General features: G+C 39.2%; 15 protein-coding genes and 5 tRNA genes. 2 read left to right on the forward strand and 18 right to left on the reverse strand.

All coding sequences use genetic code 11. The annotated features are described in order from the left end of the window. Window positions 1–159: 159 nt before the first annotated feature. The 15 genes from CLV99_RS14830 to CLV99_RS14900 form a co-directional block, all read right to left on the reverse strand. On the reverse strand, window positions 160–2346 hold the full coding sequence (locus tag CLV99_RS14830) for a polysaccharide lyase family 8 super-sandwich domain-containing protein (protein WP_133585300.1): 2187 nt from the start codon (window positions 2344–2346) through the stop codon (window positions 160–162). A 530-nt stretch (window positions 2347–2876) separates the two neighbouring features. Further along, the gene (gene rpoC, locus CLV99_RS14835) at window positions 2877–7154 is read right to left on the reverse strand and encodes a DNA-directed RNA polymerase subunit beta' (RefSeq protein WP_133585301.1); all 4278 of its coding nucleotides are present in this window, start codon (window positions 7152–7154) and stop codon (window positions 2877–2879) included. Window positions 7155–7225: 71 nt separating this feature from the next. Further along, on the reverse strand, window positions 7226–11035 hold the full coding sequence (gene rpoB, locus CLV99_RS14840) for a DNA-directed RNA polymerase subunit beta (protein ID WP_133585302.1): 3810 nt from the start codon (window positions 11033–11035) through the stop codon (window positions 7226–7228). 164 nt (window positions 11036–11199) lie between these two features. After that, window positions 11200–11574 (reverse strand): 50S ribosomal protein L7/L12, encoded by a 375-nt coding sequence (gene rplL, locus CLV99_RS14845; RefSeq protein WP_133585303.1) that lies wholly within the window; start codon window positions 11572–11574, stop codon window positions 11200–11202. 74 nt (window positions 11575–11648) lie between these two features. Further along, complete coding sequence (rplJ, locus tag CLV99_RS14850; protein WP_133585304.1) at window positions 11649–12167, reverse strand: 50S ribosomal protein L10; 519 nt, start codon at window positions 12165–12167, stop codon at window positions 11649–11651. A gap of 2 nt (window positions 12168–12169) precedes the next feature. Then, window positions 12170–12868: a 50S ribosomal protein L1 gene (rplA, locus tag CLV99_RS14855; RefSeq protein ID WP_133585305.1), complete on the reverse strand. Its 699-nt coding sequence runs from the start codon at window positions 12866–12868 to the stop codon at window positions 12170–12172. A 22-nt stretch (window positions 12869–12890) separates the two neighbouring features. Further along, a complete protein-coding gene (gene rplK / locus CLV99_RS14860; protein WP_133585306.1) occupies window positions 12891–13334 on the reverse strand; it encodes a 50S ribosomal protein L11 in 444 nt (147 codons plus the stop codon). Window positions 13335–13552: 218 nt separating this feature from the next. Further along, on the reverse strand, window positions 13553–14098 hold the full coding sequence (nusG, locus tag CLV99_RS14865; RefSeq protein ID WP_021068871.1) for a transcription termination/antitermination protein NusG: 546 nt from the start codon (window positions 14096–14098) through the stop codon (window positions 13553–13555). 13 nt (window positions 14099–14111) lie between these two features. Beyond that, window positions 14112–14303 (reverse strand): preprotein translocase subunit SecE, encoded by a 192-nt coding sequence (gene secE, locus CLV99_RS14870; RefSeq protein WP_133585307.1) that lies wholly within the window; start codon window positions 14301–14303, stop codon window positions 14112–14114. A 25-nt stretch (window positions 14304–14328) separates the two neighbouring features. After that, window positions 14329–14399 (reverse strand) — tRNA-Trp (locus tag CLV99_RS14875). A gap of 158 nt (window positions 14400–14557) precedes the next feature. Then, window positions 14558–15742: an elongation factor Tu gene (tuf, locus tag CLV99_RS14880; RefSeq protein WP_133585308.1), complete on the reverse strand. Its 1185-nt coding sequence runs from the start codon at window positions 15740–15742 to the stop codon at window positions 14558–14560. A gap of 76 nt (window positions 15743–15818) precedes the next feature. After that, a tRNA-Thr gene (locus CLV99_RS14885) sits at window positions 15819–15890 on the reverse strand. 87 nt (window positions 15891–15977) lie between these two features. Continuing rightward, a tRNA-Gly gene (locus CLV99_RS14890) sits at window positions 15978–16050 on the reverse strand. Window positions 16051–16082: 32 nt separating this feature from the next. Next, a tRNA-Tyr gene (locus tag CLV99_RS14895) sits at window positions 16083–16163 on the reverse strand. Between the two features lie 29 nt (window positions 16164–16192). After that, window positions 16193–16265, reverse strand: a tRNA-Thr gene (locus CLV99_RS14900). 487 nt (window positions 16266–16752) lie between these two features. Between CLV99_RS14900 and CLV99_RS14905 the strand changes: the two genes are divergently transcribed. Continuing rightward, window positions 16753–17898 carry a BamA/TamA family outer membrane protein gene (locus CLV99_RS14905; protein WP_133585309.1) on the forward strand — a complete coding sequence of 382 codons (1146 nt, stop codon included), beginning with the start codon at window positions 16753–16755 and terminating at the stop codon, window positions 17896–17898. Between the two features lie 11 nt (window positions 17899–17909). On the opposite strand, the gene CLV99_RS14910 is transcribed toward CLV99_RS14905, so the two are convergent. Continuing rightward, window positions 17910–18365, reverse strand: coding sequence for a hypothetical protein (locus tag CLV99_RS14910; protein ID WP_133585310.1), 456 nt, complete (start codon window positions 18363–18365; stop codon window positions 17910–17912). A 137-nt stretch (window positions 18366–18502) separates the two neighbouring features. On the opposite strand from CLV99_RS14910, the gene CLV99_RS14915 reads away from it, so the two are divergent. Beyond that, window positions 18503–18961, forward strand: a complete 459-nt coding sequence (locus CLV99_RS14915) for a GyrI-like domain-containing protein (protein ID WP_133585311.1) — start codon at window positions 18503–18505, stop codon at window positions 18959–18961. Between the two features lie 73 nt (window positions 18962–19034). On the opposite strand, the gene CLV99_RS14920 is transcribed toward CLV99_RS14915, so the two are convergent. Both CLV99_RS14920 and CLV99_RS14925 read right to left on the reverse strand, forming a co-directional pair. Next, window positions 19035–20354 carry a sensor histidine kinase gene (locus CLV99_RS14920; protein ID WP_133585312.1) on the reverse strand — a complete coding sequence of 440 codons (1320 nt, stop codon included), beginning with the start codon at window positions 20352–20354 and terminating at the stop codon, window positions 19035–19037. Window positions 20355–20357: 3 nt separating this feature from the next. Then, window positions 20358–21719, reverse strand: a complete 1362-nt coding sequence (locus CLV99_RS14925) for a sigma-54-dependent transcriptional regulator (protein WP_133585313.1) — start codon at window positions 21717–21719, stop codon at window positions 20358–20360. Between the last annotated feature and the right edge of the window lies 1 nt (window position 21720).

The raw sequence follows: 21720 nt of genomic DNA on the forward strand, positions 1-21720 counted from the left end.
TAACCTTCAAAATAGAAAAAATACAGCTCTCGAATCCTCTAAAACGAAACTATATCGTTTGAGTGAATTCCCTCAAAGTAACCAAAATGTTGCAACAATTAACTAACAGAGGTATATCCTGAGAGATTAATAACTGCACCTATCCCCATAAATATTCCATTACAATTCCAAACTTAAATGTTTACTTTGTCCTGCATATGGAGATGAAGGTAAATCAATTTCACTATGCTTAAACTGCCCCTTTTTCTTAAACAATACAGACACACATGCTTTTTTATACGTCTGGTTAGGATCTGAAACAAACAACTCATATGCACTATCACCAACTTTCTTAAGCATTATTATTGATGGGATATCCGTTTTGATGAGAATATTCTCATCTTCGTAATTAGTCGCACTATCATAAAAAATCATTTGCCAAATACCTAGCTCTATGTCATTTACAGCTTGTAGGTTCTCGGTATTGTAAACAATTTTGATCGCACTATTCTCTCGAAACCGCGCAATGTCCTCTGCGTTATCAATACCCGGCAGGAGAATATATGCATATGAAGCGTTATTCGGTTTAATACCATGCTGAATTCCTAGCTGAAATACTGATTTAGACTCTCTGTTTTCATTTTCCTGAGACGATCGTATCGTGCGCCAATCTCCAGATCTTTCTTCAATACGTAAATCTACAGATTGAGCCGACGGAAAGAAATAACCTACACGATTGTGCCATATACTTTCAATATCATCTATATATTTTTCACCAGAAAACTTGTTGATTGCTTTGCTTCTTCTCTTTTTGATAAGAACATCTCCATTCCCAAGCAGACATTGGTTTAATGTCGTATTCAAAGGTACAGAAAGCTCACTCTTTATTCCTGCTCCTAAACATATGATAGTATGATCAAACATAAACCAGGATTTTTTATAAGAAGTTCCCAAATCGTTTTCAACAACGTATGCTGTCGCACCATACAATGAATCTGAAACCCCTCCAGAAAAAGAAGATGTTCCTCTCCTATCACCCGTTCCTGGAGCTTTATTTTCAAGTAGAGGAATACTATCTGGTAGTGTAGTACCAGGAAGTCTCGCCCAATTCCAAATTGGAAATATATTATAATATTCATTTCCTTCCAATTGTAGATTAGTAGTCCCCTGTGCCCCCCAATATCCCATTAGATTCTCCTGATTACCGATTTCCTGTGAATAATTACGATTGGACACTGCATGTATACTGAATGTGTACGCGGGACGTTTGTGTACAGTATAATCTGTTTTCCAATAATGACGATGAGAAGGAGTTATATCAAACCAAGGTGTATTTAAACTCGATATTCTACGTTGAATTATTCTGTACTGTTCTCCCGCAGCAGGATCTAATGCTATTAACTTGTCTAGTATTACCGAAAGATCTTTTTTAGTTGCATTAATCCGTGATATTCCTCTTCCTAGTATGTTCCAATCTATAAATGGACCGCGCATTAATCCAAAAATAGACTCGTTAATGAAGTTCCGAAATAAAACTAATTTTTCTCCTGTGAGCGCATAGGGGCTGTCTTTCATTATATAAGCGGTCTCCACCACACTCTGCATAAAATCAACGCCGTATGATCCGTTATAGAGGTAACCATAGTGCATATCATAAGACAAGTCATGTTGGATTCCCTCTCCTGTAGTTCGTTGGATAGGAGCATAGACCTCCTTTACACCAATTTCCAACATATTCCTATCCTCCAATATAGCTCCGATGATAACCCATCCTTTGGCGATTTGTGCTTTATTGGCTCCGAAGTTATATTTATGATTAGGATTATTCCTTCCCGGACTATTTAGCGCCGTGTCCAAGCAAATTGCATCTATTAGGTTACGTTTTGTCTCTGTATTCAAACCTTCAGCCGAAAGTTGCATATTTATCAAACATTTGGTCAGCAATTGGGGCCGAGTTATTCCTTGTATGTACCAATTATCACAATAAGGTAGAGGCTTCTGGGAGGTAAAAAAGTATAAGCTGTTGCTAACTGCTTTATACAGATCTTTGTCTCTGAAATACACGCTTTTCGGATGCGTATATGCTAACGTCATCAAGCGCATCCGTTCCAACACAGGTATCCAACTCGGATTGATACGTTTATGGTCTTTATAGTCAAATGCTGTCCACTGTCCAGTATTCTTGTCCAGTCCAGATAAGTATTCTGCAATTTGTTTGTCTAATCCAGACACATTATCAAAATCGCGTAGTTGTTCATCATGAACAGTTCTAATTACCTTTTCTAATATTGACTGTCCACAACTCTCCACATAACAAAAAAAGAAAGTGAAGACTTGAAAAAAACTAAAAACAAGGTAACGCACCATATAAAAACAATTAGAATACCTCAATAAAAATATCTCTCAAACCTTTCACAGAAAGACAACTTATACTCATTTTTTTAACGATAATCATAGTTTAGCATATGATCTCCCTTTCAGATCTCCTGTTAAATCAAAGGATATCCAACTCGTAGAATTAGCTATTTTAGAAAAACATTATAGTCGCTGCTAGAGCTTTTAATCCGAAACCTACCTTAACAGCTTTTCTATTTCAGCAAGTAATGGTAAATATATTTCATTTAACAATTAATTTTCAGGTTCCATGGGTTATCTATATTATACTTTCGATCGATTAGACTTATATTCTCTAAGTCCATCGACATACAATTGTACTATAATATCTCATCACAAGCAAAGTCGAAAGTCAACGCGATCGATTGCATAATTCACTATAACGTTATAGTTATACTTCATAAAAACCAATGAGATAAAGTAATTAGATAGCAAAATTACTTATCATAAAAAAGGGGGTATCCAGCTGGACACCCCCTTTTTGCAATGTTATTAAATAGCGATTAATCTTCTTCTTTAGAAGCTAACAACTGATCGTATTCTTCGCGCGATCCAACGATGATATTACCGTATTGACGAAGACCTGTACCTGAAGGAATTAAGTGTCCTACAATTACGTTTTCTTTCAATCCTAATAAATTATCACGTTTTCCGGCGATAGCTGCCTCATTCAACACTTTAGTAGTTTCCTGGAAGGACGCTGCTGAAATGAATGATTTAGTACCTAATGACGCTCTAGTAATACCTTGAAGCAATGGACTAGATGTAGCTGGAATAGCATCACGAACTTCTACTAGTTTCATATCTTGACGTTTCAAAAGTGAATTCTCTTCGCGCAATCTACGTAACGTAACAATTTGTCCTGGACGCAATTCGTTAGAATCACCAGCTTCAACAACAACCTTTTTGTCGTATAATGAATCGTTCTCCTCCATGAAGTCCCATTTATTTACAGCTTCTTTCTCTAAGAAACGTGTATCTCCTGGATCTTCAATATTTACTTTCTGCATCATCTGGTGTACAATCGTCTCGAAATGCTTATCGTTGATCTTCACACCTTGTAGACGATAAACCTCTTGGATACCATTTACGATATACTCTTGTACAGCTGCAGGTCCTTTGATTGACAAAATATCACCTGGAGAAATCTGTCCATCAGATAATGGCATACCTGCTTTGATAAAGTCATTATCCTGAACTAAGATATGTTTTGAAAGAGGTACTAAGTACTTCTTAACCTGACCATCACGGGATTCAATAGATACCTCACGATTACCACGTTTTACACCTCCTAATGATACAACACCATCGATTTCTGTAACAACAGCTGGATTCGAAGGGTTACGAGCTTCAAACAACTCTGTAACACGAGGTAAACCTCCCGTAATATCTCGAGTTTTACCTGTCGAACGAGGGATTTTAACTAAAACAGCACCTTCTTTCAATTTTTGACCATCAGAAACAGAAACGTGTGCTCCTACTGGAATATTGTATGAACGGATCACCTCACCTTTATTATCAAGAACCTTGATTGTCGGGTTTTTAGTTTTATCACGTGTTTCAATAATCACTTTCTCTTTGTGACCAGTTTGCTCATCTGACTCTTCGCGGAAAGTAACACCTTCGATGATAGCATCGAATTCAACTTTACCGGCAAACTCAGAGATAATCACAGCATTATATGGATCCCAATCAACAAGCTTAGCACCTTTTTCTACTTTATCACCTTCTTTAACATAAAGATTAGATCCGTAAGGGATAATTTGTTGATAAAGCACCTTACGGTCAGCATTTACAACCTTAATCTCCCCAGAACGACCTAAGACAACATTATACGGTCCTTCTTCACCTTCTTTTTCTACCGTACGAACGTTCTCAAACTCGATAGTACCTTCATATTTCGCGATGATAGTAGACTCATTGGCAATATTCGATGCCGTACCACCCACGTGGAATGTACGAAGCGTCAACTGTGTACCTGGCTCACCAATAGACTGAGCAGCGATTACACCGACTGCCTCACCCATTTGAACACGCTTACCTGATGCTAAGTTACGTCCGTAACAACAAGCACAAACTCCACGCTTAGCCTCACAAGTCAATACCGAACGAATTTCTAAGCCTTCGATACCAGCTTCGTCAATTGCAGCAGCAACTTCTTCTGTGATATCATCATTTGCAGCTACGATAAGCTCATCGGTTTCAGGATGATAAACATCATGAAGCGGTGTACGTCCCAAAATACGGTCATACAATGGTTCGATAATATCATCATTATCTTTCAATGCTGTCGTATAAAGACCACGTAATCCACCACAATCGAAATCAACAACAATCATATCCTGTGCAACGTCATGTAGACGACGAGTCAAGTAACCCGCATCGGCTGTTTTAAGGGCCGTATCCGCAAGACCTTTACGCGCACCGTGAGTAGAAATAAAGTACTCCAATACCGACAAACCTTCTTTAAAATTTGACAAAATCGGGTTCTCGATAATCTCACCTCCAGAAGCTCCAGATTTTTGAGGTTTAGCCATCAAACCACGCATACCACATAGCTGACGAATCTGCTCTTTCGAACCACGGGCTCCAGAATCCAACATCATATATACAGAGTTGAAACCTTGGTTGTCATTAGACAAGATATCCATTACGTGCGCAGTCAACCTGTTGTTGATACGCGTCCAAATATCGATAATCTGGTTGTAACGTTCGTTGTTAGTAATGAAACCCATGTTATAGTTGTTCATCACCTCGTCTACTTCATTTGTAGCTTGCGAAATCAATTCTGCTTTTGCAGCAGGAATATTTAAATCTTGCAAGTTGAAGGATAAACCACCCTTGAATGCTGTTTGGAAACCAAGTTCCTTCATATCATCCAAGAATTTTGCTGCACGTGCCATACCTGTAGATTTTACAATCTCACCAATGACATTACGCAACGATTTCTTAGTCAAGATCTCATTGATATAACCTACCTCTTCTGGAACAATCTGGTTGAAGATTACTCTTCCCACAGTTGTCTCGATGATTTGCGGTTCAATCTGTCCAGCCTTCGTAAGGACTTCAGTTCTCACTTTAATCCATGCGTGAAGATCAATGCGATTCTCATTCAAAGCGATGATTACTTCTTCTGGAGAATAGAAAGTACTTCCTTCACCTCTCATCTTGCGAGAATCATCTGTCCTACGGCCTTTAGTAATATAGTAAAGACCCAATACCATATCTTGAGATGGTACAGTAACAGGAGAACCATTCGCAGGGTTCAAGATGTTATGAGCAGCCAACATTAGGATTTGGGCTTCCAAAATTGCAGCATTACCTAGCGGTAAGTGAACTGCCATCTGGTCACCGTCAAAATCCGCGTTAAACGCTGTACACACTAATGGGTGTAATTGGATAGCTTTACCCTCTACCAAAGTAGGTTGGAAAGCCTGAATACCCAAACGGTGAAGCGTAGGAGCACGGTTTAATAATACAGGGTGTCCTTTCAATACATTTTCAAGAATATCCCATACTACCGGATCTTTGCGATCTACAATTTTCTTAGCTGATTTTACCGTCTTTACAATACCTCTTTCGATCATCTTACGAATGATGAATGGTTTGTAAAGCTCAGCAGCCATATCTTTAGGAATACCACATTCGTGTAATTTCAAATGAGGTCCTACAACAATTACCGAACGAGCAGAATAATCGACACGCTTACCTAATAAGTTTTGACGGAAACGACCTTGCTTACCTTTCAGAATATCAGATAATGATTTCAACGCACGGTTACCTTCAGTTTTCACTGCGTTTACCTTACGAGAGTTGTCAAACAATGAGTCGACTGCCTCTTGAAGCATACGTTTTTCGTTACGTAAGATTACTTCAGGAGCTTTAATTTCGATCAAGCGTTTAAGACGGTTGTTACGGATAATAACACGACGGTATAAGTCGTTTAGATCCGAAGTCGCAAAACGACCACCATCTAAAGGCACCAATGGACGTAACTCAGGTGGGATAATAGGAACGATCTTAACGATCATCCACTCTGGTCTATTTTCTATACGTGTATTAGCACCACGGAAAGCTTCTACAACGTGAAGACGCTTTAAAGCCTCATTTTTACGTTGTTGCGAAGTCTCGTTTGCTGCTTGGTGACGTAAATCATAAGACAACTGATCTAAGTCAAGACGCTTTAACAATTCTTCTAAAGCATCTGCACCCATCTTAGCGATGAATTTCTGAGGATCATTGTCATCCAAATATTGGTTTTCTTTTGGAAGGGTATCCAAAATATCCAAATATTCTTCTTCTGTTAGGAAATCCATGTACGAAATACCATCATCCTCCTTGATACCAGGTTGGATAACTGCATAACGCTCATAATAAATAATCATATCCAACTTCTTCGTTGGAAGACCTAACAAATAACCAATTTTATTAGGAAGTGAACGGAAGTACCAAATGTGCGCTACAGGAACTACCAAGTTGATATGTCCCATACGCTCACGACGTACTTTCTTTTCTGTAACCTCTACACCACAACGGTCACACACAATACCCTTATAACGAATACGTTTGTATTTACCACAGTGACATTCATAATCCTTCACAGGACCAAAGATACGCTCACAGAATAAACCATCACGCTCCGGTTTGTAGGTACGGTAGTTGATTGTTTCTGGTTTAGTAACTTCTCCACTTGAACGCTCCAAGATAGTTTCTGGCGAAGCCAAACTAATGGTAATGGAAGTGAAGTTACTTTTAATTTTATTATCTTTTTTGTAAGACATACGTTGTATAACTTAAAGATGTATGTAAAAGCTTAAGAGGACAGGCCTCTTAAGCTCATTTCTTTACTTGATTAATCTAATGTGATGTTCAGACCTAAACCTCTTAGTTCATGTACTAATACATTGAACGACTCAGGAACAGAAGGAGTAGGTAAATTATTACCCTTAACAATTGCTTCGTATGTCTTAGCACGTCCTACGACGTCATCCGATTTCACAGTCAAGATCTCTTGTAAGATGTTAGATGCACCGAATGCTTCTAAGGCCCAAACCTCCATCTCACCAAAACGCTGACCACCGAATTGCGCCTTACCACCTAATGGCTGTTGCGTAATCAATGAGTAAGGTCCGATAGAACGAGCGTGCATCTTGTCGTCGACCATGTGTCCTAATTTCAACATATAGATAACCCCAACAGTAGTCGGTTGATCAAAACGATCTCCTGTAAGACCATTGTACAAATACGTACGTCCTGATCTAGGTAATCCAGCTTTGTCTACCCACTCTTCCACTTGATCCATTTCAGCACCGTCGAAGATTGGCGTCGCGAATTTCATACCTAACTTTTGACCTGCCCAACCTAATACAGTTTCATAGATCTGACCTAAGTTCATCCGTGAAGGTACACCCAGTGGGTTCAATACGATATCTACTGGTGTTCCATCTTCTAAGAAAGGCATATCCTCGTCACGTACAATACGTGCTACGATACCTTTGTTACCGTGACGACCAGCCATCTTATCACCAACTTTCAACTTACGTTTCTTAGCGACATAAACCTTAGCCATCTGTACGATACCAGAAGGAAGCTCATCCCCCACAGAAACAGCAAACTTATCGCGTTTGAAAGCACCTAGCTCCTCGTTCAATTTGATGTTATAGTTGTGAAGCGACATTTTCACCATATCGTTTTTCTCGTCATCTGTAGTCCAGCCAAATGGGTTAACATTTGCGTAATCTAGATCCATCAGAATTTTCTGAGTAAACTTGGCACCTTTTGCTAATAAAAGCTCCTTATAAACATTATAGATACCTTGGCTAGTTTTGCCATTTACAATTGTAAATAACTTATCAACCAAACGGTCTTTCAATATTCTTAGATTCTTCTCATGTGTAATCTCTAATTTCTCTAAGGCTTTTTTCTCAACCTCTTTAGACATTTTCTTAGCACGAGAGAACAACTTGGTATCGATGACCACACCTTTGATAGAAGGAGGAGTTTTCAATGAAGCGTCTTTTACATCACCAGCTTTGTCACCAAAGATCGCACGTAATAACTTCTCTTCTGGTGAAGGGTCAGACTCACCTTTAGGCGTAATCTTACCAATCAAGATATCACCTTCACCGACCTCAGCTCCAACACGGATAATACCGTTTTCGTCCAAGTCTTTAGTAGCCTCTTCAGAAACGTTAGGGATATCTGCAGTCAACTCTTCTTCACCACGTTTAGTATCACGTACCTCCAACTCGAACTCTTCAATATGAAGAGAAGTGAAGATATCTTGAGACACTACACGCTCAGAAATAACGATCGCATCCTCAAAGTTGTAACCTTGCCAAGGCATGAATGCCACTTTCAAGTTACGACCTAATGCTAGCTCGCCATCTTCAGTTGCATATCCTTCACACAATACCTGTCCTTTAACAACTTTTTGTCCTCTCTTAACGATTGGCTTCAAGTTGATACAAGTATTCTGGTTTGTTTTCTTAAATTTAATTAAACGATATGTTTTAACATCGTCGTCAAATGATACTAGACGATCATCATCCGTACGGTCGTAACGGATTTTGATTTCCTCAGCATCAACATACTCGACTACACCAGAACCTTCAGCATTAATCAACGTACGAGAATCGGATGCTACACGTCCTTCTAGACCTGTACCAACGATTGGCGCTTGTGGACGTAACAACGGAACAGCTTGACGCTGCATGTTGGATCCCATCAACGCACGGTTGGCATCATCATGCTCCAAGAAAGGAATTAACGAAGCTGCAATAGAAGTAATCTGATTCGGAGCAACATCCATCAAATCCAATTTCTCTGGCTCGATAACCGGGAAGTCACCCTCATATCTTGCTTTTACTTTTGGATCCTCAAAATTACCCTTATCATCATATATTGCATTCGCTTGCGCAATTGTTTTCTCATCTTCGTCTTCAGCAGACAGGTAAACAACAGGTTCCTCTACCACTACACGACCATCTTTTACTTTACGGTATGGAGTCTCGATAAAACCAAGGTTATTAATCTTTGCGTGAACAGCCAATGATGAAATCAAACCAATGTTTGGTCCCTCTGGAGTTTCAATCGTACAAAGACGACCATAGTGTGTATAGTGAACGTCACGAACCTCAAATCCGGCGCGCTCACGAGAAAGACCACCAGGACCTAATGCTGATAAACGACGCTTGTGCGTAATCTCAGCCAATGGATTCGTTTGATCCATAAACTGAGAAAGCTGATTCGTACCGAAAAACGAATTAATCACCGACGATAATGTACGCGCATTGATCAAATCTGTAGGCGTAAACACCTCGTTGTCGCGAATGTTCATACGCTCACGAATAGTACGAGCCATACGAGCTAGACCAACACCAAATTGAGCATATAACTGCTCACCTACAGTACGTACACGACGATTAGACAAGTGATCGATATCATCCACTTCTGCTTTAGAATTGATCAAGTTGATCAAATACTTAACGATAGCGATAATATCTTCACGCGTCAATACTTTTGTATCTGCGTCTTTACCTAATTGTAACTTACGATTGATACGGTAACGACCTACATCACCTAAATCATAACGTTTGTCAGAGAAGAATAAACGATCGATGATACCACGAGCAGTTTCCTCATCAGGTGGTTCAGCGTTACGTAATTGACGATAGATATGTTCTACCGCTTCCTTCTCGGAGTTAGACGTATCTTTCTGTAAGGTATTATATATAATAGAATAGTCCGCATTGTTTGATTCATCTTCTTTGGCAAGTATAATAGATTTTACACCTGCATCGATGATCAAGTCAATGTGATCCTCTTCCAAAACAGTTTCACGTTCAAAAATAATTTCGTTACGATCGATTGATACAACTTCTCCTGTATCCTCATCCACGAAATCTTCAGTCCACTTGTTCAATACCCTTGCCGCCAAACGACGACCAACGTATTTCTTCAATCCCGATTTACTAACTTTTACTTCATCAGCTAGGTCGAATAATTCTAAGATATCCTTATCTGAATCATAACCGATAGCACGTAACAAGGTCGTAACTGGGAACTTTTTCTTACGATCGATATAAGCGTACATGACATTATTAACGTCTGTCGCAAATTCAATCCAAGATCCTTTAAAAGGAATTACCCTTGCAGAATAAAGTTTAGTACCATTTGTGTGTCTACTCTGACCAAAGAATACACCAGGAGAACGGTGTAACTGAGATACGATAACGCGCTCTGCACCATTGATAACGAAAGTACCTTTTGGTGTCATGTACGGTATTGTACCTAAGTATACGTCTTGTACGATGGTTTCGAAATCTTCGTGCTCTTCGTCATTACAAGATAACTTTAACTTTGCTTTTAAGGGCACGCTATAAGTTAGGCCACGCTCGATACATTCTTGAATATCGTAACGAGGGGGATCGATAAAATAATCCAAAAACTCTAGCACGAAAATGTTTCTTGAATCAGAAATAGGGAAGTTTTCCGCGAAAACCTTGTACAACCCTTCCTGATGGCGATTATCAGAAGTAGTTTCCAATTGAAAAAACTCCCTGAAAGACTCCAATTGCACGTCCAAGAAATCCGGATAATCAATTACCTTCTTACTTGTAGCAAAGTTGACTCTTTCCTTTTGAATATTATTGTTTGCCAAGGGAATAAGATTTTAGTTTAAAAAAACTGAGCTTAATTGTACTGTAAATTGTCACTCTAAAAATCATGCGCCAGTACACGTATGATCCTCTTCAATACATTAAAACAGGAATAGACTCTGATAGAAACTATCAGAGTCTAATCTCTTTTGGGCTCTATGCGAAATTATTTAATTTCAACAACAGCACCAGCTTCTTCTAATTGTTTTTTCAAAGCTTCTGCTTCGTCTTTAGAAACACCAGCTTTCAATTCTTTAGGAGCACCGTCAACTAAATCTTTAGCTTCTTTTAAGCCTAAGCCAGCTAAATCTTTAACTAATTTCACTACCGCTAATTTTTGACCACCAGCTTCTTTCAAGATAACGTCGAATGAAGTTTTCTCTTCAGCAGCAGCGCCAGCTTCAGCAGGAGCAGCAGCAACTGCAACAGCAGCAGCAGCAGGCTCGATACCGTACTCGTCTTTTAAGATATCAGCTAATTCTTTAACTTCTTTTACTGTTAAATTTACTAACTGCTCAGCAAGTTGTTTTAAATCTGCCATTTTATTTTGATTTTTAAAATTTTCTTAAATAATTGTTTTTTTTAGTCTACGAACTTTTATTTGAGAGACGTTCGTTAGCCTCTATCTTCTAAAGCTTTCAACAAACCTGAAACTGTATTTCCTCCCGATTGAAGAGCAGAAATAACATTCTTCGCAGGTGATTGTAATGCTGCAATGATGTCTGCAACCAATTCATCCTTAGATTTAAGGTTAACTAGTGCATCTAATTGATTGTCGCCTACGAAAGCTGTTTCTTGGATATAAGCAGCTTTTAATACTGGCTTATCTCCCTCTTTGCGTAATTGCTTTATCAATTTTGCTGGCGCATTACCACTCTCAGAGAACAATAAAGTAGACGCACCTTTCAATACGCTTTTCAATTCTTCTGAGTCGATTCCTGCTTCGATCAAGGCTTTCTCGATCAAGCTGTTCTTAGCAACTTGAATGACAATATCTTGCTCAAAACATCTGCGACGAATTCCATTGATTTTCTCAACAGATAAATCAGCAGTGTCAGTAATATAGAAATTACCGTAGGATTTAATCTGTTCGGCTAAAGCTTGAACAATTTCTTGTTTTTCTTCTTTTCTCATGATTAAATTCCCGCTACTGATTTAGTTTCTACATGAATACCAGGGCTCATCGTAGATGAGATGTGGATACTCTTGAAGTATGTTCCCTTAGCTGCAGAAGGTTTCAATTTAGAGATAACTTGCAATACTTCTAATGCATTCTCATAAATTTTCTCTGCAGGGAAAGACACTTTTCCAACTGAAGTGTGAATAATTCCTGTCTTGTCAACCTTGAAATCAATCTTACCACCTTTTACGTCTGTTACAGCTTTACCTACTTCTGTAGTTACTGTACCAGTCTTTGGATTTGGCATTAAGTTTCTCGGGCCTAAAATACGTCCCAATTTACCTACTTTTGCCATTACCGAAGGCATAGTAATAATGATGTCAACGTCAGTCCAACCACCTTCAATTTTACTGATATAGTCATCAAGGCCTACGTAATCTGCACCGGCAGCTTTAGCTTCTTCTTCCTTGTCAGGAGTACACAATACTAAAACACGCACAGTTTTTCCAGTTCCGTGAGGCAATGTTGCAATACCACGAACCATTTGATTCGCTTTACGTGGATCTACGCCCAAACGCACGTCGATATCCACAGAAGCATCAAATTTAGTCATAGTAATCTCTTTAACTAATGCCGTAGCATCAGCTAAAGTGTACGCTTTACCAGCTTCAATTTTGGATAGTGCCGCTTTTTGATTCTTTGTTAATCTAGCCACTTTCTTAAACTGATTTCGTTAATTAATTTTTCCAAGGAGCGTCACCTGAAACAGTGATACCCATACTACGTGCCGTACCAGCGACCATTTTCATTGCCGCGTCTACAGTAAATGCGTTTAAATCTGGCATTTTATCTTTAGCGATCGTTTCCACTTGCTCCCAAGTAATAGAAGCAACTTTCTTACGGTTAGGTTCGCCAGATCCACTTTTCAATTTAGCAGCGTCTTTCAACTGAACTGCAACTGGTGGAGTCTTAATGATAAAATCAAATGATTTATCAGCATAAACAGTAATTACAACGGGCAATACTTGTCCTGGTTTGTCTTGCGTACGAGCATTGAACTGCTTACAGAAATCCATAATATTCACACCCTTAGCACCTAAAGCAGGTCCTACTGGAGGTGATGGATTAGCTGCACCGCCCTTTACTTGTAATTTTACTAACGCACTGACTTCTTTTGCCATTTTGTTTGTTATTTAATTTGTTAAATGTTTGTTAGTAAGTTGGAAGCAAACTGTAACATTTATTCCGAGAAGCTGCAAAACCGTAGTTTACACAACCAAACGAGGTGCAAAGATAATAATTAGTTTTTAAATACAAAAACTAATTATCAAAAATTGCTACAAATAAAAACCCTGACCAAAATGAGCAGGGTTTTTAATATCTTAATGCTTTACAGCTATTATTCTTTTTCAACTTGCATATAGTTAAGTTCTAATGGAGTCTTACGTCCGAAAACTTTAACCATAACTGTTAGCTTCTTTTTATCCTCATGCACTTCTTCAACCTCTCCTGTAAAACCATTGAACGGTCCATCGACAACCTTTACTGACTCGCCAACGAAATAAGCCATATTAATAGACTCTCCTTGTTCTGCCATCTCATCAACCTTACCTAAAATACGGTTGATTTCAGTCTGACGTAAAGGAATAGCAACACCTGCCTTATCTCCCAAGAAACCGATAACACTATTCAAGTTCTTGATCACGTGTTCAATCTCACCATCCAAAGCAGCCTCTATCAATACGTAACCTGGATAATAGTTACGTTCTTTAGCAACTTTCTTTCCATCACGCATTTGGTAGTATTTCTCCATCGGAATCAACACCTGAGGAATCAAATGTTGTATACCCAAACGATTCACTTCAGCCTCTATATACTGTTTTACCTTCTTCTCTTTTCCACTCACAGCACGCACTACGTACCATTTCAACGTTTGATCTGCCATAACAAATAGATGATTACTTAGTACCGTACAATAACTCCAAAATATTGCTTGAAGCCTTATCCATTGCCAACACCACTAAAGCGATTATTAAGGAAGCTATAAGTACAACCACAGCATGGTTTTGCAACTGCCCCCAAGTGGGCCAAGTTACCTTTTGTGTGATCTCTTCGTATGACTCTTTAAAAAAACCAAGTACGTTAGCCATTGTTTTGATTATTTAAGTTATTATGCACGGGCACCAGGACTCGAACCCAGACCAAAGGTTTTGGAGACCTTCGTTCTACCTTTAAACTATGCCCGTGTATTTCTTATTTTGTGTTGCAAATATAGTGTTTTAAACCGTTTGCAGCAAATCTTTTTTATCTTTTATTTCAAAAAATGAACATTGTAATAAAAGAAAAAAATAAGCTAATCAGAATGAACCGATTAGCTTATTTCTATTTTTATAATCTATAAAGATTAAATGATTTCAGTTACCTGACCAGCACCTACTGTACGACCACCCTCACGGATAGCGAAACGTAGACCTTTTTCCATAGCGATAGGACTAATCAACTTAACAGAGATAGTAACGTTATCACCTGGCATAACCATTTCAGTACCTTCTGGCAACATGATTTCTCCTGTTACGTCTGTTGTACGGAAATAGAATTGAGGACGGTATTTGTTAAAGAATGGAGTGTGACGTCCACCTTCTGCTTTTGATAATACGTAAACCTCAGCTTTGAAGTTATCGTGAGGAGTTACTGAACCTGGTTTACAGATAACCATACCACGTTTGATATCAGTTTTCTCGATACCACGTAACAATAGACCTACGTTATCACCAGCCTCACCGTAATCTAAGATTTTACGGAACATCTCAACACCAGTTACTGTAGATTTTAAGTTCTCAGCACCCATACCTAAGATTTCAACTGGATCACCAGAGTTGATTACACCTCTTTCGATACGTCCTGTAGCAACAGTACCACGACCAGTGATCGAGAATACGTCTTCTACTGGCATCAAGAAAGGAAGGTCAGTCAAACGTGGAGGAATTGGAATGTAGTTATCTACAGCATCCATTAATTCCATGATTTTATCAACCCACTCAGGCTCACCGTTCAATGCACCTAGAGCAGAACCTTTTACTACTGGAATATCATCACCTGGGAATTCGTAGAAAGATAATAATTCACGAACTTCCATTTCAACTAAGTCTAACAACTCAGGGTCATCAACTAAGTCAGTTTTGTTCATGAAAACTACTAACGCAGGAACACCAACCTGACGAGCCAATAGGATGTGCTCACGAGTTTGAGGCATAGGACCATCTGTAGCAGCAACTACGATGATAGCACCGTCCATCTGAGCAGCACCAGTTACCATGTTCTTAACGTAATCGGCGTGACCTGGACAGTCAACGTGTGCATAGTGACGGTTAGCTGTTTGGTATTCTACGTGAGACGTGTTGATTGTGATACCACGCTCTTTTTCTTCAGGTGCAGAGTCAATTGAATCAAATGAACGAGCTTCTGAAAAACCTTTATCAGCCAATACTTTTGAAATAGCAGCTGTAGTGGTTGTTTTACCGTGGTCAACGTGACCGATTGTACCAATGTTTAAGTGTGGTTTACTACGGTCAAATTTCTCTTTTGCCATGTTTATGCGAATTAGTAATTATTAAATATTCTTTTATTAAATTTTATACAAAAATATAATAAACTTTAAGTTATCGAGCCAAAGATGGGATTTGAACCCACGACCTCTTCCTTACCAAGGAAGTGCTCTACCCCTGAGCTACTTCGGCTTTATAAAAGCTTATTTACAGATTTATGCCTCCACCTAACATCATAAATTTACGAAAAGATAGAGACTGAAAATCTTGAAATTAAAGAGCGGAAGACGAGGTTCGAACTCGCGACCTATAGCTTGGAAGGCTATCGCTCTACCAACTGAGCTACTTCCGCTTTTGACCTTTTCAAAGGTCAGAAAAAAAGTGTGGGGGGAGAAGGATTCGAACCTTCGAAGCCGAAGCAACGGATTTACAGTCCGTCCCATTTGACCGCTCTGGAACCCCCCCAGACCTGCAATTTACATTGCATTTTTTTGAGCCTCCTATCGGAATCGAACCAATGACCTACTGATTACAAGTCAGTTGCTCTACCAGCTGAGCTAAGGAGGCTTTTATATATTTTTCTTTAAAATCTCTAAGAACATCTGTTACTTTGGAACAGCGAGTGCAAAAATCAAAATTTTATTTCAAACTTGCAAGAGATTTTTTAAAAAACTTTTTTCTTTTTTTCTTACTTAAAGAACGTCTTCAAAAGCGAAACAAACAACAGATGTTTCCGTTTTTGATGATGCAAAGATAGACACAGAAATGACTTATCAAAAACATTTCGACAAAAAAAATGCGCCTAACCACTCATCACACTGATATGCAAGCAAATAATTTTCATTAAAAAAACACCATATTTCACGAACACCTCCACACTCCCCTTCCTTCAACAGAAAAACAATCGCTTTATACGAATTTATACACCCCATTTTTTTACATCGATCCGTCTACCCTGCCAGGAAAGAACCTTCCCGCCACGAGTTTTTCGGTAAGAGTTTCGTGAATTCAATCCATTTTTTCTAAGTTTGAGACTTTGAATTTTCACTGTTACATGAATCGATATAAATTAATACTTAGCCTCGTCTTACTAGGAACTACACTTTCAGCAACTGCTCAAAAAGAAAACAACTTTGTCAAAAGAGTAATTAAAAAAGTATTCTCCTCAACAAGTGACAGTACCCGTGGCCCAAGTTTTATGTTATTGCCAGCATTTGCATATGCACAGGAAACAGGTTTGGAAATAGGAGTTGCAAGTGCATACAACTTCTATATGGACCGGACAGACTTGCAAAGTAAAACATCAAATGTCATGCTTATCGCAACCGTAACTACAGAAAAACAAAAAAAAATAAATATCACTTCCGATTTATGGACCAAAGGAAATGAGTACCATATCTTAACTGACATACGCCTACGTGACTGGCCATTCAACTTTTATGGTATTGGTAACGATACTTGGAAAGCGGATGAGGATTATATAGAACAAACACTATACCGTGTAAAACTAGATGTAGAAAAACGCGTTGCACCAAAATTATATGTTGGGGCCAATGCAAACTATGACAAATTTAAATTCCAAGATGCAGAAACCGGAGGCATCTTCGACTCGCAAAATATCTATGGAAAAGATGGCGGACAATTTCTAGCTTTAGGAGTTTCAGCTCTATACGACACCCGCGATGTTACTACATTCACCACTAAAGGATTCTACGGAAGAGCAAAATATGCTTACGCACCAAACTTTTTTGGAAAGGACAATTACAAAGGAAGTCAGGTAGAAATCGATTTGCGTGGCTATTACCCCTTTTCTCCCAAAGTAAGCTTAGCGACCCAAGGACTTTACAGAGGAACATATGGGAAAAACATCCCATTTTATGCTATGAGAGACCTCGGTGGAGATATGAGCATGCGGGGGTACTATCTTGGACGTTACAAAGACAACAATTATATCACTGCACAAACCGAACTGCGTTACCGTTTTCTACCTCGTTTTGGAGTCGCTGGTCTACTTGGAACGGGAAGTACGTTTTCAGAAGAACATAAACTTCGTCTTTTACCAAGCTATGGGGCAGGTATCCGCTATTTCTTTAGTATAGAGCACAGTAGTAGTATTCGACTAGATTACGCCTTTGGAGAAAAAAGGGCTGGAGAAAAGAGACAGTCCGGTTTCTACCTGAGTGTCAGCGAGGCATTTTAATACCGACAAGATTATCTCCAATACGGAAAACGCAATTTAAAAAGTTCTTTGGGCTGCTCTTTTCGATAGAACACTAAACCATAGTAAAACAAATCTATACAAACGATAAAACGGGAGTCTCGACAAATCGACTCCCACAAGAGTTTTCTACGGTTATCCCTATAAATATCTGGAATCACTAAATATCGGAACTGCTGTTGGAGAGTCACAAGTTGCTCCACATCCTCCATTCCATTTTCTATAATCAAAGCCTTATCATTGCCTATCTCCAAAGGAGAGGAAACATAGTCTACCTCAAAGTAGGCGGCGATATCGAACAATAACAGCTGTTGCTTATTAGATACATGAGTACGCTTGGATTTTGCGTAAATCACTTCATCGGCCATGCTGTACACGAAAGGAGAATGAGTACCATGTCGGCTATTGGAAGAAAAAAAATGAAAAAACAGACGCCACAAATATTGCATCCCGCAAAATTAACACTTTCGGGCAAAAGAATAACGAAAACCAGAGCTGGTTTATGTCTTTTGCCTCCGCTCTACTGACAAACTGTTGTCAAAACTCGACTTAACTTTGCTTACATACATTTTAAACACATCATATTATGGAATTTTTACAAGTAGACTCGTTTGAACTTATAGGCATTTCGGTTTTAACCAGTAATGATCCAGGCAAAGCTGAGGTAGACATCCCTGCCCTATGGGAACGCTTTTTTGCGGAGGACATTATAAACAAGATCCCAAACAGAACGGACAGCTCAATCTATTGTGTCTATACAGATTATGAAAGCGACCATACCCAGCCCTACCGTGTCTTATTAGCTTGTGCGGTATCCACAATCGACGAAATACCAGACGGTATGCTTGCCCACAGGATAAATAAGGGTAGATTTCATAAATTCACAGCTAAGGGTGACATGAAGGATAATATCATCTACAACAAATGGTTGAATATCTGGGAATCAGGCCTGGACAGAACGTTCCAGTCGGACTATGAATTATACAATGAGCGCAGTCAGGACCGCAGCAACGCTGAGGTTGACATTTTTATTGGCATAAAATAGTACAACACAAAAAACAAAATTTGGCCGGCACTCCCCAAAAGGTGTCGGCCACATAAGAACACGAGCAGACCTATCAGAAATTTAATGTAAATACACTTCCCTTTTCCTCCTCACTGTCCACCATGATGTTTCCGTTATGGACCAACATAATTTGCTTGCTTAAAGTGAGTCCTACTCCAGTACCTGTTTTCCGAGTGGTAAAGAATGGTGTAAAAATCTGTTCCTGTATATCAGCATTCATTCCTTTGCCATTGTCTGCAATCTGAATCTGTACCCGACCGTCCTGCATCCTTCCAGATATACTAATATAAGGCTTCTCACAGTCTGAAACTGCCTCCATCGCATTCAGTAAGAGATTGATAACAACCTGCTCTATAAGGTTTCTATCGGCCCTCACCAGTAAACGTCGATCTTTAATAATAATATCTACATCAATCCCTTTCTGTAGCATGGTTGGCTCCAGTAACTGATAGATATCTTCAAAAAGATCAATCAATAATACGTCGTTAAAGTCGGGCTGGTCCACTCTGTTGATCAATCTATAGCTCTTGGCAAACTGTAGCAAGCCTTCACTCCTCCTCTTTATGGTATAAATACCCACCCTTAAATCCTCAATATCATCATCATTATAACCACTTTCCAGACGTCCATGGAGTGTTTCCGCTAAAGAACTAATCGGTGCTATCGAATTCATGATCTCATGCGTCAATACCCGGAGAAGCTTTTGCCAGGCATTTGTTTCGGCTTCATCAATAGCTTCATTAATATTTTGGCATACCACGATTCGAAATACCCCTTCTTGTGTCTCGAACTCAGAACTATTCATTAGTAATTTAATCTTCCCTTGAACTGAATTTACGGTCTCCGTCTGTGGTTTCCCCATTTTCAACCCCAAGGTTTTGTCATATAAATCCTGATTTCTTTTGGTCAGCCCTTTGATATTCCCTAAATGAGGCGTATTGAATAGTTGTTTAAAAGCATCGTTGATCCAAATAACCTTTCCAGATTCAGCTTCATAGAAGATAATAGCTGAATCCAGCATATTAATAACCTTATTCAAGTATTGATGCTGCAACTCTTTATCTATACTGATCTGCTTGTAGACCTGATTGATCATATTAAAGGCGGAAAACAATTTACTCTCCGGGCTTTTCTTATTCCTGACAGCAAATCTCCTCGTAAAATCATTGTATCGAACAGCTTCTGCAAAATCCAGCACATGATTCAATAATCTTCGCTCAAGACTAAAACATTGATAGGCTAATATAACTATAATCAAAAACGCTATTATAGTGTACCACCAATATCCCACTAGAGCAAGATAAGCCACACCTGTACCACACAATAGCAACAAGGTGATTTTCAAGAAGAGGGAAAAGCCCAATTTATCCATCTATCAGATATTATATTTCTCCATCCGCCTATATAAAGCAGCACGTGTCAGTCCCAAATCTTTAGCGGCTTTACTAATATTACCGTTATACCGTTCGATAGCTGATTGTATAGCCTTCCGCTCCAGTTCTTCTAAACTCTGATTTCCAAAGCCCTGATGTTCCATAGGGAACTCAACCGCCGAGACTTGTTCGATAGGCGAAAATAGAATATCACGTTCTCCGATACTCAGCCCTTCGCTCATAATAATAGCCCTTTCAATACTATACTGTAATTCTCTGACATTTCCTGGGAAGTGGTAAGATTTCAACTTGGCTACCGCATCCCGTTCAAAACCTTCAATATTCTTATGGTATTTTGCATTGTAAAAACCTAGGAAGTGATTCGCCAAAAGAACGACATCCTCTCCACGCTCTCGTAATGGTGGAACTTGGATCTCTACTGTATTGATCCTATAGATAAGATCCTTTCGGAACCGACTTTCATCTGCCAGTGCTCGTAGAGAAACATTTGTCGCACTCAGCAAACGAATATCGACATCTATACCGATATGCGAACCTAGAGGAGTAACCTGACGATTCTGTAAGACACTAAGCAATTTGGCCTGTTGATGTAGCCCAATATTTCCGATCTCGTCAAGGAATAGTGTCCCTTTGTCAGCCGCCTCAAAACGGCCTGCCCGATCCTCACGTGCATCTGTAAATGCGCCTTTTTTATACCCAAAGAGTTCACTTTCGAAAAGCGTCTCCGTGAGTGCGCCGACATCAACCTTAATATAGGAAGCTTTACTCCGCAACGAACGTCTATGTAGAGCCTTAGCAATCAAGTCCTTTCCTGTACCATTCTCTCCAAGAATAAGGATGTTAGCTTCCGTAGGTGCAACTTTATCTATTTTGTACTGCAAATCTTCCATCACTGCAGACTTCCCTACCAATTCATCTTCTTCGCGCATTGCTTGCACGCTTTTTTTCTTCCCCTTCTCTTTCGTCTCGTTGTAGGTCGACTCGAGCGTATTCAACAAATGTTCGTTTACCCAGGGCTTGACAATGAAATCCGAAGCACCCAATTTTAGCGAACGAACCGCTAGATCGACCGCACCATAAGCAGTGATCATAATGACCCGAATATGTGGATAAGCCTCCTTTATCTTCCCCAACCAAAACAGCCCTTCATTTCCTGTATTGATTGCACTTTTAAAATTCATATCCAACAACACCAAATCTATCGGGTTTTTCGAGAGGATACTCAACAAATTTTCTGGATTACGCTCAATAATCACCTCATTGACTAGCGGACGCAAGAGTATCCTTACCGCAGTCAACAAATCTTGATCATCATCTACAACTAGTACACGTGCTTTTTTCATC

Source organism: Sphingobacterium yanglingense, from assembly GCF_004363245.1.
In the GTDB taxonomy this organism is placed as follows: domain Bacteria; phylum Bacteroidota; class Bacteroidia; order Sphingobacteriales; family Sphingobacteriaceae; genus Sphingobacterium; species Sphingobacterium yanglingense.

What these genes read in the sequence shown, in the direction of transcription:
- CLV99_RS14830 (WP_133585300.1), bottom strand. Translation starts at nt 2,346, where the DNA reads ATGGTGCGTTACCTTGTTTTTAGTTTTTTTCAAGTCTTCACTTTCTTT.
- rpoC (WP_133585301.1), bottom strand. Translation starts at nt 7,154, where the DNA reads ATGTCTTACAAAAAAGATAATAAAATTAAAAGTAACTTCACTTCCATT.
- rplL (WP_133585303.1), bottom strand. Translation starts at nt 11,574, where the DNA reads ATGGCAGATTTAAAACAACTTGCTGAGCAGTTAGTAAATTTAACAGTA.
- rplJ (WP_133585304.1), bottom strand. Translation starts at nt 12,167, where the DNA reads ATGAGAAAAGAAGAAAAACAAGAAATTGTTCAAGCTTTAGCCGAACAG.
- rplK (WP_133585306.1), bottom strand. Translation starts at nt 13,334, where the DNA reads ATGGCAAAAGAAGTCAGTGCGTTAGTAAAATTACAAGTAAAGGGCGGT.
- nusG (WP_021068871.1), bottom strand. Translation starts at nt 14,098, where the DNA reads ATGGCAGATCAAACGTTGAAATGGTACGTAGTGCGTGCTGTGAGTGGA.
- secE (WP_133585307.1), bottom strand. Translation starts at nt 14,303, where the DNA reads ATGGCTAACGTACTTGGTTTTTTTAAAGAGTCATACGAAGAGATCACA.
- tuf (WP_133585308.1), bottom strand. Translation starts at nt 15,742, where the DNA reads ATGGCAAAAGAGAAATTTGACCGTAGTAAACCACACTTAAACATTGGT.
- CLV99_RS14905 (WP_133585309.1), top strand. Translation starts at nt 16,753, where the DNA reads ATGAATCGATATAAATTAATACTTAGCCTCGTCTTACTAGGAACTACA.
- CLV99_RS14910 (WP_133585310.1), bottom strand. Translation starts at nt 18,365, where the DNA reads ATGCAATATTTGTGGCGTCTGTTTTTTCATTTTTTTTCTTCCAATAGC.
- CLV99_RS14915 (WP_133585311.1), top strand. Translation starts at nt 18,503, where the DNA reads ATGGAATTTTTACAAGTAGACTCGTTTGAACTTATAGGCATTTCGGTT.
- CLV99_RS14920 (WP_133585312.1), bottom strand. Translation starts at nt 20,354, where the DNA reads ATGGATAAATTGGGCTTTTCCCTCTTCTTGAAAATCACCTTGTTGCTA.
- CLV99_RS14925 (WP_133585313.1), bottom strand. Translation starts at nt 21,719, where the DNA reads ATGAAAAAAGCACGTGTACTAGTTGTAGATGATGATCAAGATTTGTTG.